Origin of the sequence: Kitasatospora sp. NPDC051170, assembly GCF_044455705.1 — a bacterium.
Taxonomy (GTDB): domain Bacteria; phylum Actinomycetota; class Actinomycetes; order Streptomycetales; family Streptomycetaceae; genus Kitasatospora.
In genome coordinates, this window is the sequence record NZ_JBITFA010000007.1 from 267,675 (window position 1) to 287,050 (window position 19,376).

1 protein-coding gene is annotated in these 19,376 nt (G+C 77.3%); it reads right to left on the reverse strand.

What is annotated here, in order from left to right; translation table 11 throughout:
* Positions 1-142: 142 nt before the first annotated feature.
* The gene (locus ACIBCA_RS17780) at positions 143-19,336 is read right to left on the reverse strand and encodes a type I polyketide synthase (protein ID WP_396283816.1); all 19,194 of its coding nucleotides are present in this window, start codon (positions 19,334-19,336) and stop codon (positions 143-145) included.
* Between the last annotated feature and the right edge of the window lie 40 nt (positions 19,337-19,376).

Sequence of the window (19,376 nt, forward strand, 5' to 3'; positions counted from 1 at the left end):
ACACGTTCCAGAGCGCTGAGACACCGGGCGAGAGCGACAGCCGAAGCTGACCACCCCACGCGACCACCACCCCCGCTGACGGCTGGAGCAGGAAGTCGGACCCGCCGACTTCCTGCTCCAGCCCCCTTGCGTCCTCGCCCCGCTACAAACCGAGCTGCTCATCGAGGAGGTCGAACAACTCGTCGCCGTCGGCGTCCTCCAGGCGGTCGGCGAAGCCGCCGCCCTGCTCTGCGCCCCGGGCGGCGCGCACCTGGTCCAGGGCGGACTGGAGGCGGGCCGCCAGCTGGTCGAGCTCGCCCGGGTCGTGGTCCTGTGCGACCAGGTCCGCCAGGGCCGTCTCCACTGCGGTGAGCTTTCCGAGTGCGGGCGGGGCCACCAGGCCGGTGAGGTGCCGGGCGAGGGCGGCGGCGGTGGGGTGGTCGAACAGGAGGGTGCTGGGCAGCCGCAGGCCGAGCAGGGTGCCCAGGCGTCCGCGCAGTTCCACGGCCGTCAGCGAGTCCAGGCCCAGGTCCAGCAGCCCCCGGTCCACCGGCAGGGCGGCCGGATCGGCGTGGCCCAGGACCTCGCCGACCGAGCGGCGCACCAGGTCCAGGACGGCCCGGTCGCGCTCCTGCGGGGCGAGCCCGGCCAGCGTGTCGCGCTGGTCCGGCAGGGCGGGGGTGAGGGCCGGGGCGGCGGGCGTCGCCCGGTGGCCGAGCAGCGCGCGCAGTGCGGGCGCCGGGCCACCGCCGGGTCCGCCGGCGCCGGGTGTCGCCAGCCGGGCCGCGACGGCCACCGGACGACCGGCTGCCAGGGCTTCGTCCAGCAGGGCGAGGGCGCTCCCGGCGGGCAGCGGTGCGATCCCGATCCTGGCGATCCGGGCCCGGTCGGCGGCGCTCAGCGCCTCCCCCATGCCCTCGCCCTCCCAGAGCCCCCATGGCAGGGACAGCGCGGGCAGACCGAGTGCGTGCCGGTGCTCGGCGAGCGCGTCGAGGAAGGAGTTCGCGGCCGCGTACGAGCCCTGCCCCGGAGTGCCGAGCACCCCGGCGACCGAGGAGAACAGCACGAAGGCCCGCAGGGGCAGCCCCGCCGTCGCCTCGTGCAGAGCCCAGGCGCCGTCGACCTTCGGCCGCAGCACGGCGGCCACCCGCTCCTGCGTCAGGCCCTCCACCAGCCCGTCGTCCAGCACACCGGCGGCGTGCACCACCCCGGTGACCGGAAGGCCCCCCGGCGCCTGCGCCAGCGCGGCCCGCACGGCCCGCGGATCGGCCACGTCCCCCGCGGCCGGCACCGCCTCGGCCCCCAGGGCCGCCAGCTCCTCCACCAGCCCGGGCGCCACCCGCCCACTACGGCTCAGCAGCACCAGTCCGCGCACCCCGTGAGCCTCCACCAGGTGCCGCACCAACACCGCCGCCAGCGCCCCGGAGGCACCGGTCACCAGGACACTCCCGGTGCCGAACGCCCCGGGCGTCTCCGCCGCCTCCGCCGGGGCCGCCGGGGCCGCCACACTCCCGATGCCAACCGCCTCGGCCTCCGCCACAGCGCCGGCCGAGGACACGGCACCCCCGGCACCGACCGGCCCGGCCTCTGCCTCGCCGCCCGTCGGGACCGCAGTCGGACGCGCGGCCTCGACGCCACCGGCACCTGATGCGCCGGCCGCCGCCACAGCCCCCGGCGGGGCCGCTGTCAGGCGCGGGGCCAGGATGCGGCCGGCGCGGACCAGCAGGTGGGGTTCGTCGTCGGGCCAGGTGACGGGGGGCAGGTCCGTGAGGCGGTCGGGCGGGAGGTCGGTGTCCACCAGGAGGACGCGGCCGGGGTGTTCGGCGGCGGCGGAGCGGATCAGGCCGCCGGCCGCTGCGGCGGCGAGGGTCTGGGGGCCGCCCTCCGGTGCGGCCGGGAGGAGGACGGCGAGGCGGGACGCCTCGTACCGGGGAGCGGTCAGCCAGGTGCGCAGGGTCGTGAGGGCCCAGGTGGTGGCGTGGGCGACCTGTTCGGGCACGGGGCGGTCGGCCGGAAGGGGCGGCAGGGGTAGCAGGACCACCGGCGGTACGGGGTCGGGGAGTTCGGAGAGGTCGCTGACCGGGGTGGGCCGTTCGGGCGCCACGGGCAGGGTGAGCGGGCGGGTGTCGGGGAGGAGCAGCGGGTCGGCGGGGCGGGCGGCGCTGAAGCGCTCGGCGGGTACGTCGGCGAGTTCGAGGGCGCCGGCGTGCAGCAGTGGGGCGCCGTCGGGGCCGTAGAGGGTGACGGCGGCGCGGTGCTCCCCGTCCGGGGTGATCCGGGCCCGCAGCGGCCCGGCGGGCACGGGCCCGTGGGCCCGGACGTCGCGCCAGGCGACGGGCAGCCGCAGGGTGGTTCGGTCGTCGGTGGGCAGGCCCGCGTGCGCCCAGGGGTGGAGGGCGGCGTCGAGGGCTGCGGGTGGCACGACGAAGCGCCGGTCGGCGTCGCGGGCGCCTTCGACGGGGCCGGCGAGTTCGGCCCACAGGCTTCCGTCGGACTGGCCCCAGGCGGCGGTGACGGTGCGGAAGGCGCCGCCGTAGCCGAGGCCGTGGGCGGCGAGGGCCGTGTACAGCTCCTCGGCGTCGACGGGCCGGGCGCCGGGCGGCGGCCAGCTTCCGGCGGCCGGGGCCTGCGCCGCCGCCCCGGGAGCGAGCACGCCGGCGGCGTGCCGGGTCCAGGGCTCCCCGTCCGCGCCGTTCTCGGACCGGGCGTGGATGCGGACGGCCCGTTCGCCGTCGCCGTCCGCCTGCTGCAGCGCGACCTGGAGCAGCAGCGCCCCGTCGGCCGGGAGCAGGAGCGGGGCTTCCAGGTCGAGGGAGGCGACCACGGGCAGGCCCGCGGTGCGGCCCGCGTGGAGGGCGAGGTCGAGCAGCGCCGTGGCGGGGAGGACGGGGGCGCCGGCGACGGTGTGGCCGGTGAGCCAGGGGTGGTCGCGCGGGTCGAGGCGGCCTGTGAGGACCGTTCCGGTGCCGTCGGCGAGGTCGACGGCGGCGCCGAGGAAGGGGTGGTCGGCGGTGGTGGGCGCGGTGGTGGGCGGGGCGTCGAGCCAGTGGCGGGTGCGCTGGAAGGGGTAGGTCGGCAGGTCGGGGCCCGGGGCCGCGGGGGCGCCGAGGACGGCGGGCCAGTGGACGGTGCCTCCGGTGGTGTGCAGGGTGGCGGCGGCCCGTAGCAGGGTCGCGGCCTCGCCGTGGCCGCGCCGCAGGGCCGCCACCGCGGTGACGGGCTGCGGTTCCTCGGCGAGGACGTCCTGGACGAGGGTGGTGAGCAGGGTGTCGGGTCCGATCTCCAGGTAGCGCACGGTGCCGAGTTCGCGCAGGGCCCGGACGCCGTCGGCGAAGCGGACGGTCCCGCGGACGTGGCGGGCCCAGTAGTCGGGTGAGGCGGTCTCCTCCGGGTCGGCCGGGCGGCCGGTGAGGTCGGAGACGAACGGGATGGCGGGGCGGCCGAAGGTGAGACCGTCGAGGGCGGCGCGGAACTCCTCGAGCACCGGGTCCATCAGCGGGGAGTGGAAGGCGTGGCTGGTGGTCAGCCGCCGGGCCTTGGTGCCCGTGGCGGCGAGCCGGGCGGCGACGGCGAGGACGGCGTTCTCCTCGCCGGAGACGACGGTGGCCCGAGAGCCGTTGACGGCTGCCACGGAGGCCAGGTCGGTGTGCCCTTCGAGGGCGGCGAGGACCTCCGCCTCGGTGGCCCGGAGGGAGAGCATGGCGCCTCCGGCGGGCAGTGCGTCCATCAGCCGGCTGCGCGCGGCGACCAGGGTGACGGCGTCCGCGAGGGTGAGGATCCCGGCGGCGTGGGCGGCGGCGACGGCGCCGATGGAGTGCCCGAGGACGGCGTCGGGCCGGACCCCCCAGTGGGCGAGCAGGCGCAGGAGGGCGAACTGTACGGCGAACAGGGCGGGTTGGGTGTAGGCGGTGCGGTCCAGCAGGCCCGTCTCCTCGAACAGGACTTCCCGCAGCGGCCGTTCGAGGTGCGGGGCGAAGGCGGCGCACACCTCGTCGAGGGCGGCCGCGAACTCCGCGTGGGTCTCGTACAACTCCCGTGCCATTCCGACGCGCTGGCTGCCCTGGCCGGTGAAGACGAAGGCCGTACGGCCGCCGAGGGCACTGCCGCGCAGCAGGCCCGGGGAGTCCGTTCCGGCGGCCAGCGCCCGCAGCCCGTCGAGGAGTTCGGCGCGCGAGCCGCCGAGCACCGCCGCGCGCTGTTCGAAGGCCGTCCGGGTGGTGGCCAACGCGGCCCCGGCCCCCGCGAGTCGCTCCTCGGGCAGGTCGGCGGCGAGGGCGAGCAGCCGCTGTGCCTGGTCCCGCAGGGCGGGTTCGGTGCGCGCCGCGACGGGCCAGAGCACCGGCCCGGACGGCGACGGCGTTTCGGGCGCGTCGGCCGCCGGGGCCTGCTCCAGGATGACGTGCGCGTTGGTGCCGCTGATCCCGAAGGAGGACACCCCCGCCCGACGCGGACGGCCCAGCGAAGGCCAGTCCCGCGCCTCGGCGAGCAGTTCCACCGCCCCGGCCGTCCAGTCCACGTGCGGCGAGGGCGCGTCCAGGTGCAGGGTCGCGGGCAGGCGGCCGCGCCGGATGGCCTCGACCATCTTGATCACGCCCGCCACGCCCGCCGCCGCCTGGCTGTGGCCGATGTTCGACTTGATCGAGCCCAGCCACAGCGGCCGCCCGGCCGGGCGCTCCTGCCCGTACGTCGCGAGCAGCGCCTGGGCCTCGATCGGGTCGCCGAGCCGGGTGCCGGTGCCGTGCGCCTCGACGGCGTCCACGCCGTCCGCCGTCAGCCGGGCGGAGGCCAGCGCGGCCCGGATGACCCGCTGCTGGGCGGGGCCGTTCGGCGCGGTCAGCCCGTTGGACGCGCCGTCCTGGTTGACGGCCGTACCGCGCACCAGGGCCAGCACCGGGTGCCCGTGGCGCCGGGCTTCGGAGAGCCGTTCGAGGACGAGCACGCCCGCGCCCTCGGCCCAGCCGGTTCCGTCGGCGCCGGCCGCGAAGGGCTTGCAGCGGCCGTCGGGGGCCAGCCCGCGCTGGCGGCTGAACTCGACGAAGGTGGCGGGGGTGGCCATCACGGTGACGCCGCCGGCCAGGGCGAGGGTGGCCTCGCCGCTGCGCAGCGCCTGCGCGGCCAGGTGGAGCGCGACCAGCGAGGAGGAGCAGGCGGTGTCCACCGTCACCGCCGGGCCCTCCAGGCCGAGCGCGTAGGAGATCCGCCCGGAGGCGACGCTGCCGGCACTGCCGCTGACCAGGTAGCCCTCGTAGCCGTCGGGCGCCTCGGGGGCCTGGCTGAGCCGGGAGCCGTAGTCGTCGTACATCACGCCGACGAAGACGCCGGTCCGGCTGCCGCGCAGCGTCCCCGGGTCGATGCCGGCCCGTTCGACGGCCTCCCAGGCCGTCTCCAGCAGGATCCGCTGCTGCGGGTCGGTGGCCAGCGCCTCGCGCGGGCTCATGCCGAAGAAGGCGGGGTCGAAGTCGGCGGCGTCGTAGAGGAATCCGCCCTCGCGGGCGGCGGAGGTGCCGGGCCGCTCCGGGTCGGGGTGGAAGAGGCGCTCCAGGCGCCAGCCGCGGTCCTCGGGGAACGGGCCGACGGCGTCGACCCGGTCGGCGACGAGCTGCCACAGGTCGGCGGCGGAGCGCACCCCGCCGGGGTAGCGGCAGCCGATGCCGACGATCGCGATCGGGTCCTCGTCGGTGGCCGCCTTCGGCTGCGGCGGCTGGTCCTCACCGGCGCTGCGCAGCGCCGGCAGCAGGGTCTCGCCCAGGTGGGCGGCGAGGGCCGCCGGACTGGGGTGGTCGAAGACCAGGGTGGCGGAGAGCGCCAGGCCCGTGGCCGCGTTGAGCCGGTTGCGCAGGTCGACGGCGGCCAGGGAGTCGAAGCCCTGCTCGGTGAAGGGGCGCTCCTCCTCCACGGCCTGCGATCCGCTGTGGCCGAGCACCGCGGCGGTGGCGGTGCGGACCAACTCCCGCAGCAGCAGCCCGCGTTCGGCTTCCGGCAGCGCCGCCAGCCGCTCGGCGAGCGGGGTGGCACCGGGCGAGGCCGCCCGGGCGGCGTCGGCCGCGCGGCGCGGGGCCGGGCGGCGCGGGGCCGGGCGGGCCAGCGCGCGCAGCGGCGCGGCCAGGGGGGTGCCGGTGGCGGCGGGTGTGGCGAGGTCCAGTCGTACGGGGGCGAGCAGCGCGTGCGGCGAGGCGAGCGCCTCGTCGAGCAGGGCGAGCGCCTCGGCCGGGGGCAGCGGGGCGATGCCGGTGCGGGCCAGCCGCGCCAGGTCGGCGGCGGAGAGCCGGCTGCCCATGCCCTCGCCGTCCCAGAGCCCCCAGGCCAGGGACTGGCCGGGCAGGCCGAGTTGGCGCCGGTGGGCGGCGAGCGCGTCGAGGAAGGAGTTGGCGGCCGCGTACGGGCCCTGTCCGGCGGTGCCGAGCAGCCCGGCGACGGAGGAGAAGAGCACGAAGGCGCGCAGGGGCAGCCCCGCCGTCGCCTCGTGCAGCGCCCACGCGCCGTCGGCCTTGGGCCGCAGCACGGCGGCCACCCGGTCGGCGGTGAGCCCCTCGGTCACGCCGTCGTCGACCACCCCGGCCGCATGCAGGACGGCGGTGACCGGCAGCCCGGCGGGCGCCTGGGCCAGGGCGGCCCGCACGGCCCGCGGGTCGGCGACGTCGGCGGCGACGGTCGCCACGGCGGCTCCGGCCTGCGTCAACTCCTCCACCAGGCCCGGTTCGACGGTGCCCCGGCGGCTGATCAGGAGCAGGCCCCGGACGCCGTGGGTGTGCACCAGGTGGCGGGCGACCAGCGCGCCGAGAGCGCCGGAGGCGCCGGTGAGGAGGACCGTCCCTTCGCCGAAGTCCGGCTGACCGTCCGGGCGTTCGGTCCGGGTCAGCCTCGGGCGAAGCGCCGTCTTCCGACGGATCGTCAGTTCTGGTTCCCGGTCCGACGGGAGGGTCTCCGGCGTCAGCCGTTCACCCTCTCCGATGTCCACCAGGCCCACCCGGCCCGGGTGTTCGGCGGCGGCCGAGCGGAACAGTCCGCGGACGGAGGCGGCGGCGAGGTCCCGCACCGGGTCGTCCGCTCCGGTGGTGACGGCTCCCCGGGTGAGCAGGACCAGCCGGGAGGCGGCGAAGCGCGGCTCGGCCAGCCACTCCTGGAGCACCGGCAGCAGGACTGCGGCGGCGGCGCGGGAAGCCTCCGCCGGGTCCTCGCTCTCCGCCGGGGTGGTGTACGGGAGCAGGACGGTCGGCGGCGCCGGGTCCGGGAGCTCGGCCAGGGCCGTCACCGGGGCGGCGGCGGGCAGCGGGTCGAGGTCCGGCCGCTGCCCGGCCGGGAGGAGGACGACGGCGGTTGCGGCGGTGGTGTCCTCGGCGGCTGCGGCGCTTGCGGTGCCCTCGGGAGCCGTGGCCGGTGCGGGTTCCCAGGTGAGCGCGTACAGCGAGCGGTCGGCGGTCACCCGCAGGCTGCGGGCCAGCGCCTCCGGGGCGACCGGTCGCAGGTCGAGCCGGGCGACCTCGGCCAGCGACTCGCCCCGGCCGTCGGCGAGGGCGAGCCGGTAGCCGCCGTCCACGGGCCGCAGCGCCACCCGGGCGGCGACGGCGCCCACCGCGTGCACGGTGACGCCGTTCCAGGCGAAGGGCAGCAGCAGCCCGGGCTGTCCGGCCCCGGCGAGCAGGTGCAGCGCGGCGTCCAGCAGCGCCGGGTGGAGCCCGTACGCCCCGGCGTCGGCCGCCGGGCCCTCGGGCAGCTCGACGTCGGCGTAGAGCGTGCCGTCGGCGGATCGCCAGGCGGAGCGCAGGCCCTGGAAGGCGGGGCCGTAGCCGTAGCCGTCGGCGGCGAGTCGGGGGTACAGCGCCTCCGTGTCCAGCGCTTCGGCGCCGGCCGGGGGCCAGGCCCGCAGGTCGGCGGACTCGGCGGACTCGACGGACTCGACGGACTCGGCGGCTACGGGGGTGTCGGGCGCCAGCGAGCCGGTGGCGTGCCGGGTCCAGGGCGCGTCCTCCTTCCCCGCCGGTCGGGCGTGCACGGCCAGGGGCCTCCGGCCGTCCGGCCCCGAGGGGCCCACGGCGAGCTGGAGTTGTACGGCGCCCTCGGCGGGCAGCGGCAGCGGTGCCTCCAGGGTCAGCTCGGCCAGGTGCGGGGCACCGGCGCGCTCCCCCGCCCGCAGCGCGAGCTCGACCAGGGCGGCGCCGGGCAGCAGCGGGGTGCCGAGGATCTCGTGGTCGGCGAGCCAGGGCTGCGCGGCCGGGGACAGCCGGCCGGTGAGCAGCAGGCCACCGCTGTCGGGGAGTTGGAGCTCCGCGCCGAGCAACGGATGGTCGGCCCGGTCGAGGCCCACCTCGCGCGGGTCGGCGGGGGTGGCCTCGGCGTCGAGCCAGAAGCGGCGGTGCTCGAACGGGTAGGTGGGCAGTTCGGGTGCGTCGGCGATGCGGCCGGTCACCCCGGTCAGGGCCGGCCAGTCGACCGGGGTTCCGGTGACGGCCAACCGGGCGAGGGCAGTCGCCAGCGTCCGCGCCTCGGGGTGCTCCCGGCGCAGGGCGGAGGCAGTGACGGCGAGTGCCTCCGTGCCGAGGGAGGCTTCGACGAGCGGGGAGAGGACGGCGTCCGGTCCGAGTTCCAGGTAGCGGGTGACGCCCTGGTCGTGAAGGGTCCGGACGACGTCGTGGAAGCGGACGGCCGAGCGGATGTGCCGCGCCCAGTACGCCGGTTCGGCCAGCTCCCCGGCCGTGGCGAGGCGGCCCGTCAGGTCGGAGACCACCGGCAGCAGCGGCTCGGCGAACTCCACCCCGGCCACGACCTGGGCGAACTCCTCCAGCACGGCGTCCATGTGCGGCGAGTGGAAGGCATGGCTGACGGTCAACCGCCTCACCCGACGCCCGCGTTCACGCCACAGCTCGGCCAGTTCCAGGACGGCGTCCTCATCGCCCGAGAGCACCACCGAACGCGGCCCGTTCACCGCCGCCAGCGACACCGACCCCTCCCGGCCCGCCAGTTCGGGCAGCACCTCCTCCTCCGTGGCCTCCACCGCCACCATCGCCCCACCCGAACGCGCCGACTCCATCAACCGCCCCCGGGCCGCCACCAGCACCGCCGCGTCCTCCAGCGAGAACACCCCCGCCACATGGGCCGCGACCACCCCACCGATCGAGTGCCCGGCCACCACCTCCGCCGACACCCCCGCCGACACCACCAGCCGGTACAGCGCCACCTCCACCGCGAACAACGCCGGCTGCGTGAAGGCGGTGCGGTCCAGCAACTCCCCACCCTCGAAGACCACGTCACGCAGCGGACGGTCCAGATGAGGATCGAAGGCCGCGCACACCTCGTCGAACGCCGCCGCGAACACCGGGAACGCCTCGTACAACTCCCGCCCCATGCCCACCCGCTGGCTCCCCTGCCCGGTGAACACGAACGCCGTACGGCCGCCGGAGGCCACCCGGCCCAGAACGGTCGCGACGCTCTCCTCCTCCGAGGCCAGGGCCCGCAGACCGTCGAGCAGTTCGGTGCGGTCGGCGCCGACCACGACGGCACGGTGGTCCAGTGCGCCACGCGTCCGGGCGAGCGCGAACCCGAGGCGGGCCGCGTCCGGTTCCGTACCGTCCTGGGCGAAGGCCAGCAGCCGCGCGGCCTGCTCGCGCAGCGCCGTCCCGCTGCGCGCCGACAGCGGCCAGGCCACCACCTCCGGCTCCACGGCCACCGGGCGGGCCACCGCCTCAGGCGCCTGCTCCAGGATGACGTGCGCGTTCGTGCCGCTGATCCCGAAGGAGGACACCCCGGCCCGGCGCGCCCGGCCCACCTCCGGCCACTGACGCGCCCCGTCCAGCAACTCCACCCCACCGGAAGCCCAGTCCACCAGCTCCGACGGCTCCCCGGCGTACAAGGACCCCGGCAGCACCCCCTCCGCCAGCGCCCGCACCATCTTGATCACACCGCCGACACCCGCAGCCGCCTGGCTGTGGCCGATGTTCGACTTCAACGACCCCAGCCACAGCGGCTGTTCGGGCGATCGGTCCTGACCGTACGTCGCCAGCAGCGCCTGCGCCTCGATCGGGTCACCGAGCCGCGTCCCCGTCCCGTGCGCCTCCACCACGTCCACGTCCGCCGTGCCCAGACCGGCCGCCGACAGCGCCGCCCGGATCACCCGCTCCTGCGAAGGCCCGTTCGGCGCCGTCAACCCGTTCGACGCACCATCCTGGTTCACCGCCGAACCCCGCACCACCGCCAACACCCGATGCCCGTGCCGCAACGCATCCGACAGACGCTCCAGCACCAGCACCCCCACTCCCTCCGACCACCCCGTCCCGTCCGCACCCGCCGAGAACGACCGGCACCGACCGTCCGCCGACAACCCCCGCTGCCGACTGAACTCCACGAAGGTGTCGGGCCGGGCCATCACGGTGACACCGCCGGCCAGGGCGAGGGTGGCCTCGCCGCTGCGCAGCGCCTGCGCGGCCAGGTGCAGGGCGACCAGGGAGGAGGAGCAGGCCGTGTCCACCGTCACCGCCGGGCCCTCCAGCCCGAAGGTGTAGGCGATCCGGCCGGAGATCACACTGGAGGTGTTGCCGGTCAGCAGGTACCCCTCGTAGCCCTCGGGGGCGCGCTGGAGCCGGGAGCCGTAGTCGCTGTACATCACCCCGGCGAAGACGCCGGTGCGGCTGCCGCGCAGCCCGGCCGGGTCGATGCCCGCCGACTCCAGTGCCTCCCAGGAGGTTTCGAGCAGCAGCCGCTGCTGCGGGTCCATCGCGGCCGCCTCACGCGGCGAGATCCCGAAGAACTCGGCGTCGAAGTCGGCGGCGTGGTGCAGGAATCCGCCCTCGCGGGTGTAGGAGGTGCCGAAGTGGTCGGGGTCCGGGTGGTAGAGCGCCTCCAGGTCCCAGCCACGGTCGGACGGGAACGTGGAGATCGCGTCCCGCCCCTCCACCACCAGCCGCCACAGGTCCTCCGGCGACCCCACGTCGCCCGGATACCGGCAGGCCATCCCGACGATCGCCACCGGCTCGTCCGCCGCTCCTCGCGCGGCGGGCGCCGCCGGGGTCGCGGTCCGGGTGACGTCCAGTTCGGCGAGCAGGCGCCGGGCGAGCGCGGCCGGGGAGGGCTGGTCGAAGACGACGGTGGTGGGCAGGCGCAGGCCCGTCGCGGTGTTGAGGCGGTTGCGCAGCTCGACGGCCGTCAGCGAGTCCAGGCCGAGGTCCTTGAAGGCCCGGTCGGCGGCGACGGTGTCCGCGCCGCCGTGCCCGAGCACGGCGGCCACGGCTGCACGCACCAACTCCTCTACGGTCCGAGCGCGTTCGGCCTCGGGCAGGGCGGCGGTGCGCTCGGCCCAGCCGGTGCCGCCCGCCGCGCCTCCGGTCCGGGCGGCGGCGCTGCGGCGTGCGGGCACGCCGACCAGGCCGCGCAGCGGGCCCGGCAGCGGGCCCTCGGCGGCGCGGGCGCGCAGCGCGGCCCGGTCGATCCGGGCGGGCACCAGTACCGCGTCGGGCACGGACAGCGGGGCGGGCCCGGAGAGCGCCGCGTCGAGCAGGTCCAGCGCGGCCGGGGTCTCCAGCGGCGGCAGTCCGCTGCCGCTCCAGCGGCGCAGGGCCTCGGCGCCCAGGGCGCCGGCCATGCCGTCCTGCTCGGCCCAGAGCGACCAGGCCAGGGAGAGCGCGGGCAGGCCGTGGGCCCGTCGGTGCTGGGCGAGCGCGTCCAGGAAGGTGTTGGCCGCCGCATAACCGCCCTGCCCCGCGGTGCCGGTGATGCCGGAGACCGAGGAGAAGAGGACGAAGGCGGCGAGGTCGAGGCCCGCGGTGAGCTCGTGCAGGTGCCAGGCGGCGTCCGCCTTGGGGCGCAGCACTCGGGCGATCCGGTCGGCGTCGAGTCCGCCGAGGGTGGCGTCGTCGACGATCCCGGCGAGGTGGAAGACGGCGCGCAGCGGCCGGTCGGCGGGCGGTTCGGCGAGCACCCTCGCCAGTGCGGCCCGGTCGCCGGTGTCGGCGGCGGCGAAGGCCGCCTCGGCGCCGTGCGCGGCCAGTTCGGCGGCCAGCTCCTCCGCCCCGGGGGCGTCCGCGCCTCGGCGGCTGACCAGCAGCAGCCGTCGGACGCCGTACCGCTCGACCAGGTGGCGGGCGAGCAGGGCGCCCAGGCCCCCGGTTCCGCCGGTGATCAGGACGGTGCCCCCGGTCAGGTCCAGCACGGTGCCGGCCTCGGCATCGGCGGCGGCGGCGGCGGTGGCGGCATCGGCGGCGGCGGCGCGGGCCGGCACCGGCTGGAGCACGGGCCGCAGCACCGTGCCCGCGCGCAGGGCGAGTTGGGGCAGGCCCGTGGCCAGGGCGGCCGGGAGCGCGGCGGCCGAGGCCGGGTCATCGTCCAGGTCGACGAGCTGGAAGCGGTCGGGCTGCTCGCTCTGGGCGCTGCGCAGCAGGCCCCAGACGGCGGCCGCGGCCGGGTCGGGCGCGGTGTCCTCCGTGGCGACGGCAAGGGCGCGGCGGGTGAGGACGGCGAGCCGGGTGTCCGCCAACCGCTCGTCGGCGAGCCAGTGTTGGGCCAGTCGCAGCGCCTCGCCGGTCAGCGCTCGGGCCGCCTCGGGCTGATCGCCTCCGGAGGGCGGGAGCACGGCGAGGACGGTGTCGGGCGCGGGTTCCCCCGCGTCGAGCGCGGCCCGCAGGCCGTCCAGGCCGTCCAGGCCGGCGAACGCGGGCAGGGCGGGCAGCGCGGACAGGCCCTGCGGTGCGGGCCCGAGCAACAGCGCTCGCGCAGCAGCGGGTTGGGCTCCGAGCGGGACCGGGCGCCAGTCGAGGCGGTGCAGGGCGCCGAGTTCGGCGGCCGGGTCGGGGGCGGCGGCCGGGCTCGCCGTGCGCAGAGCGAGCGAGCCGAGGGACAGGACAGGTCGGCCCTCGACGTCGAACGCCTCCAGTGCCGTTCCCCCGGCGCCCGTCGTCCAGCGGACCCGCAGGTGGGCCGCGCCCTCGGCGTGCAGCCGGACGGCGCCGAAGGAGAACGGCAGCGGCAGGCCACCCCCGGTGCCCTCCCGGTCGGCGGTCTCGGCGTCCACCAGCGGGTGCAGCGCGGCGTCCAGCAGTGCCGGGTGGATGCCGAACTGAGTGGCGGAGTCCGCCTGTTCCTCACTCAGGGTGAGTTCCGCGAACAGCTCCGGTCCGCGCCGCCAGGCCGCACGAACGCCCTGGAAGGCGGGGCCGTACGCGTACCCCCGGGCGAGCAGCCGGGCGTACAGCGCGTCCGTGTCCAGCGACTCGGCGTCGGCCGGGGGCCAGGCGCCCGCCGACGCCGATGCCACCGGCAGGACCTCGGCGAGCATCCCCTCCGCGTGCCTGGTCCAGCCTTCGGTGTCCTCCTGGCCGGGGCGCTGGGGGCGGGCGTGGATGGCCAGGGGTCGACGGCCGTCGGCGTCCGACGGGCCGACGGCGAGCTGGAGTTGGACGGCGCCCGAGGCGGGCAGCGGCAGCGGCGCGTGCAGGGTGAGGTCCTCGACGCCGGCGGCGCCGGTCCGGGCGGCGGCGGCCAGGGCGAGTTCCAGGAAGGCGGTGCCGGGCAGCAGCGGGGTGCCGAGGATGTCGTGGTCGGCGAGCCAGGGCAGGGCGGCCGTGGAGAGCCGGCCGGTCAGCAGCAGTCCGCCGTCCTCGGCGGTGCCGACGGCGGCCGCCAGCAGGGGGTGTCCGGCCTCGGCCAGTCCGAGGGCGGCGGCGTCGACGGCCGGGCGGGGCGCCGACCAGTAGTGGGTGTGCTGGAACGGGTAGGTGGGCAGGTCAAGCCGGACGGCGGGGCCGGGCAGCAGCGGCCGCAGTATCTCGACCGGGGCCCCGGCGGTGTGCAGCCGGGCGAGCGCGGCGGCCAGGGTACGGACCTCCGGCCGGTCCCGCCGCGCGAGCGGGACGACGGTGCGACCGGCCTCCTCGTCCAGGGCCTCCCGGACGAGCGGGGTGAGGACGGCGTCGGGCCCGAGTTCGACGACCGTGGTCACGCCCTGGTCGTGGAGGGTCCGGACGACGTCGTGGAAGCGGACGGCGGAGCGGATGTGCCGTGCCCAGTACGCCGGTTCGGCCAGCTCCCCGGCCGTGGCGAGGCGGCCCGTCAGGTCGGAAACCACCGGCAGCAGCGGCTCGGCGAACTCCACCCCGGCCACCACCTGCGCGAACTCCTCCAGCACGGCGTCCATGTGCGGCGAGTGGAAGGCATGGCTGACGGTCAACCGCCTCACCCGACGACCGCGTTCACGCCACAGCTCGGCCAGTTCCAGGACGGCGTCCTCGTCGCCGGAGAGCACCACCGAACGCGGACCGTTCACCGCCGCCAGCGACACCGACCCCTCCCGGCCCGCCAGTTCGGGCAGCACCTCCTCCTCCGTGGCCTCCACCGCCACCATCGCCCCACCCGAACGCGCCGACTCCATCAACCGGCCCCGAGCCGCCACCAGCACGGCCGCGTCCTCCAGCGAGAACACCCCCGCCACATGGGCCGCGACCACCCCACCGATCGAGTGCCCGGCCACCACGTCCGCCGTCACCCCCGCCGACACCACCAGCCGGTACAGCGCCACCTCCACCGCGAACAACGCCGGCTGCGTGAAGGCGGTGCGGTCCAGCAACTCCCCACCCTCGAAGACGACCTCACGCAACGACCGCCCCCACAGCGGGTCGAAGGCCGCGCACACCTCGTCGAACGCCGCCGCGAACACCGGAAACGCCTCGTACAACTCCCGTCCCATGCCCACCCGCTGGCTGCCCTGCCCGGTGAACACGAACGCCGTACGGCCGCCGGCCCCGGCGGAGCCGGTCACCAGCCCGGGGGCGTCCGCACCGACGGCCAAAGCCCGCAAACCGTCCAGGAGTTCGCCACGGTCGTCGCCGAGCACCACCGCCCGCCGCTCCAGGGTGGACCGGGTGGTGGCCAGGGCCCGGCCCAGCACACTCGCGTCCACCTCCGGGTGCTCCTCCGCGAAGGCCAGCAGCCGCGCGGCCTGCTCGCGCAGCGCGGCCTCACCACGTGCCGAGACCGGCCAGGCCACGACGCCCGCCCGAGCCACCTCCGGCTGAGCCACGACCTCCGGCGCCTGCTCCAGGATGACGTGCGCGTTCGTCCCACTGATCCCGAAGGAGGACACCCCCGCCCGACGCGGACGGCCCGCCTCCGGCCACTGACGCGCCTCGGCCAGCAACTCCACCCCGCCCGAGGACCAGTCCACCAGCGAGGACGGCTCCCCCGCGTGCAGCGAAGCGGGCAGCACCCCCTCCGCCAGCGCCCGCACCATCTTGATCACGCCACCGACACCCGCAGCCGCCTGGCTGTGGCCGATGTTCGACTTCAACGACCCCAGCCACAACGGCTGTTCAGCGGAACGCTCCCGCCCGTACGTCGCCAGCAGCGCCCGTGCCTCGATCGGGTCACCGAGCCGCGTCCCCGTCCCGTGCGCCTCCACCGCATCGACCTCCGAGGCACCCAACCCCGCAGCCGACAACGCCGCCCGGATCACCCGCTCCTGCGAAGGCCCGTTCGGCGCCGTCAACCCGTTCGACGCACCGTCCTGGTTCACCGCCGAACCCCGCACCACCGCCAGCACCCGATGCCCGTGCCGCAACGCATCCGACAGACGCTCCAGCACCAGCACCCCCACCCCCTCCGACCACCCCGTCCCGTCCGCACCCGCCGAGAACGACCGGCACCGACCGTCCGCCGACAACCCCCGCTGCCGACTGAACTCCACGAACATGCCGGGGCTCGCCATGACCGTCACCCCGCCGGTCAGGGCCAGGTCGCAGTCCCCGGTGCGCAGCGCGGCGGCCGCCTGGTGCAGCGCGACCAGCGAGGAGGAGCAGGCGGTGTCCACCGTCACCGCCGGGCCCTCCAGGCCCAGGGAGTACGCGACCCGGCCCGAGATGACGCTGGTGGTGCTGCCGGTGAGGACGAAGCCGTCCGCACCGTCCGCGCCCTCGGAGAGCCGGGGGCCGTACTCCATCGCGGTCGCGCCGACGTAGACGCCGGTGCGGCTGCCGCGCAGCCCGGCCGGGTCGATGCCCGCCGACTCCAGCGCCTCCCAGGAGGACTCCAGCAACAGCCGCTGCTGCGGGTCCATCGCGGCCGCCTCACGCGGCGAGATCCCGAAGAACTCCGCGTCGAACCCGCCCGCGCCGTCGAGGAATCCGCCGTGCCGGGCGTAGCTGGTCCCCGGGTGGTCGGGGTCCGGGTGGTACAGCGCCTCCAGGTCCCAGCCACGGTCGGACGGGAACGTGGAGATCGCGTCCCGCCCCTCCACCACCAGCCGCCACAGCTCCTCCGGCGACCCCACCCCGCCCGGGTACCGGCACGCCATCCCCACGATCGCCACCGGCTCGTCCGCCGCCACCCGCGCTGCGGGCGCCACCCGCTCGTCGCCGCGCAGGTGCTCGGCCAGGGCTTCGGGGGTCGGGTGGTCGTAGACGACGGAGGCGGGCAGGTCGAGGCCCGTGGCGGCGGCCAGGCGGTCCCGCAGTTCGACGGCGCCCAGCGAGTCGAGGCCGAGGTCCTTGAAGGTCCGCCGGCCGTCGAGGCTCCCCGGGGTCGGGTGGCCGAGCACCACGGCGGCCTGGGCCCGGACGAGTTCCAGCAGGTCACGCTCGGGCCGCCGCCGCACGGGCGCCTCGGGCAACCGCACGGCCGTCTCGGGCAGCGCGACCGGTTCGACCTCAACGGCGGCGGCGGTGTCCGTGCCCGAGGGCCAGTACCGCTCCCGCTGGAACGCGTACGTCGGCAGCGCGACCGCCCGTGCCGCCGGGCCGCCCGCGCCCGGCCCGAAGGCGCCCGACCCGACGTACGCGGCCCAGTCGACCGCCCCGCCCCGGGCGTGCAGCAGCCCGACCGCGCCGAGCAGGCTCGCCGCCTCCGGGCGCCCCCGGCGCAGCAGCGCCGCCCCGGCGACCTCCGCGCCCAGCCCGTCGGCCGCCGCCGTGTCCCGGGCGAGCGCGGTGAGCACCGCGTCGGGGCCGAGCTCGAGGTGGGTGCGCACGCCGAGGCCGTGCAGGGCGCGCACCCCATCGGCGAAGCGGACGGCCTCACGGGCGTGGCGCACCCAGTGCGCCGGGTCGGCCAGGGTGTCGGCCCCGACCGGCCGCCCGGTGAGGGTGGAGACCAGCGGCAGCCTGGGCGGCGCGTACGACAGGCCCTCGGCGACGGTACGGAAGCGGGCGAGGGCCGGTTCCATCAGCGGGGAGTGGAAGGCGCGGCCGACCCGCAGCCGGCGGGTGCGCCGGCCGAGGGCGGCGAGTTCGGCGGCGACCGCGAGCACGGCCGCTTCGGCGCCGGAGAGGACGAGGGCGCGCGGGCCGTTGACGGCGGCGATGCCCACCTCCGCCTCCCGGCCGGCCAGGTGCTCCAGCACCTCCGCCTCGGTGGCCTCGACCGCCACCATCGCGCCGCCGGGCGGGAGTTCGGCCATCAGCCGGCCCCGGGCGGTGATCAGGGCGGCGGCGTCGGCGAGGGTGAGCACCCCGGCGGCGTGGGCGGCGGCGATCTCGCCGATGGAGTGCCCGGCCACGGCGTCGGGGGTCACGCCCCAGGAGCGCAGCAGGGCGTGCAGCGCGGTGCCGAGGGCGAACAGGGCCGGCTGGGTGTACTCGGTGCGGTCCAGCGACTCGCCTTCGGGGCTGCCCGGTTCGGCGAACAGGAGGGCGCCGAGCGGCTGGTCCAGGTGCGGGTCGAGGGCGGCCAGGGTCTCGTCCAGGGCGGCCGCGAACACCGGGAAGCGTCCGTACAGTTCGCGTCCGGCGCCGGGGCGCTGACTGCCCTGGCCGGGGAACAGGAAGGCGACGGCGCCCGCGGTTCCCGCCGTGCCGGTGACCGTCCCGGGCCCCTCCTCGCCGGCGGCCAGCGCGTCCAGGGCGGTGATCAGCGCGGCCCGGTCCTCGGCGACCAGGACGGCCCGGTCCTCGAAGGCCGTCCGGGCCAGGGCGAGCGGACCGGCGAGCTCGGCGGGGCCGAGCGCGGGGTGCGCCTCCAGGTGGGCGCGCAGGGCGGCGGCCTGGCCGGACAGGGCCGGGCGTCCGCGCCCGGAGAGCAGCACGGGCGCGGGCAGGGCCGCGGCGACCGGGGCCGCCCCGGTCGCCGCGGGGGCTCCGGTCAGCACCACGTGGACGTCCGTGCCGCCCATGCCGAAGGAGCTCACCCCCGCCAGCCGGGCCGCCGTCGCGGGGCCGGGCCACGGGGTCCGCTCGGTGGTGACCCTCAGCCGCAGCGCCGTCAGGTCGACGGCCGGGTTGGGAGTGCGGTGGTGCAGGGTCGGCGGGAGCTCACCGTGGTGCACCGCGAGCACCGTCTTCAGCAGGCCGACCAGGCCCGCCGCACCCTCCAGGTGGCCCACGTTGCTCTTGGCCGAACCGACCAGCAGCGGGGCGTCCTCGGCCCGCCCGGCGCCCAGCACCCGCCCGAGGGAGGCCGCCTCGACCGGGTCCCCGACGGCCGTCCCGGTGCCGTGCAGCTCGACGTACCGGACGGCGGCCGGGTCCACCCCGGCCCGGCGGTAGGCGGCCGCCAGCACGGCGGCCTGTCCGTCGGCGCCGGGGACGGTCAGGCCGTCGGTGGCGCCGTCGTTGCCGATGGCGCTGCCGAGCAGCACCCCGTACACCCGGTCGCCGTCGGCCAGGGCCCGGTCCAGCGGCTTGAGCAGGACGGCGACGCCGCCCTCGCCGCGGGCGTACCCGTCGGCGTCGGCGTCGAGGGGGCGGCTGCGCCCTTGCGGGGACAGGCCCCCGAAGCGGGCCGCGCCGAGGGTGCTGTCCGGAGCGGCGATCAGGTTGACGCCGAGGGCGAGGGCGAGCTCGGACTCGCCGCGGCGCAGGCTCTCGCAGGCCAGGTGGACGGCGGCCAGGGCGGAGGACTGGGCGGTGTCCACGGTCAGGCTCGGGCCGCGCAGGCCCAGGTGGTACGAGAGCCGGTTGGCGATCATGCCCCGGTTGAGGCCGGTCAGGGTGTGCCGGTCCACCGCGTCCGGGCCGCGCCGGTGCACCAGCGCCGCGTAGTCGTCCAGGAAGGCGCCGACGAACACGCCGGTACGGCTGTCGCGCAGCCCGGCGGGCAGGCGCCCGGCGTCCTCCAGCACCTCCCAGCCGAGTTCCAGCGCCAGCCGCTGCTGCGGGTCCATCGCGGTGGCCTCGCGCGGGGAGATCCCGAAGAAGCCCGCGTCGAAGGTGTCGATCCGCTCCAGGAAGGCCCCCGCGCGAGGCACGCCGGGGGTGTCCGGCGGCCAGCGGTCCGCGGGCGGCTCGCCGACGGCGTCCCGGCCCTCGCGCAGCAGCTCCCAGAACGCCCCCGGGTCGGGCGCGCCGGGCAGGCGGCAGGCCAGGCCGACCACGGCGACGGCGCCGGGCGGCACCTCGGCGGCGGGGACGGCGGGGCGGACGGCGGGGCTCTCGGGCTTGGCGGTCATCGCGGGGAACCTGCTCCTCGTCGAGGCGGTGGCGGGGTGT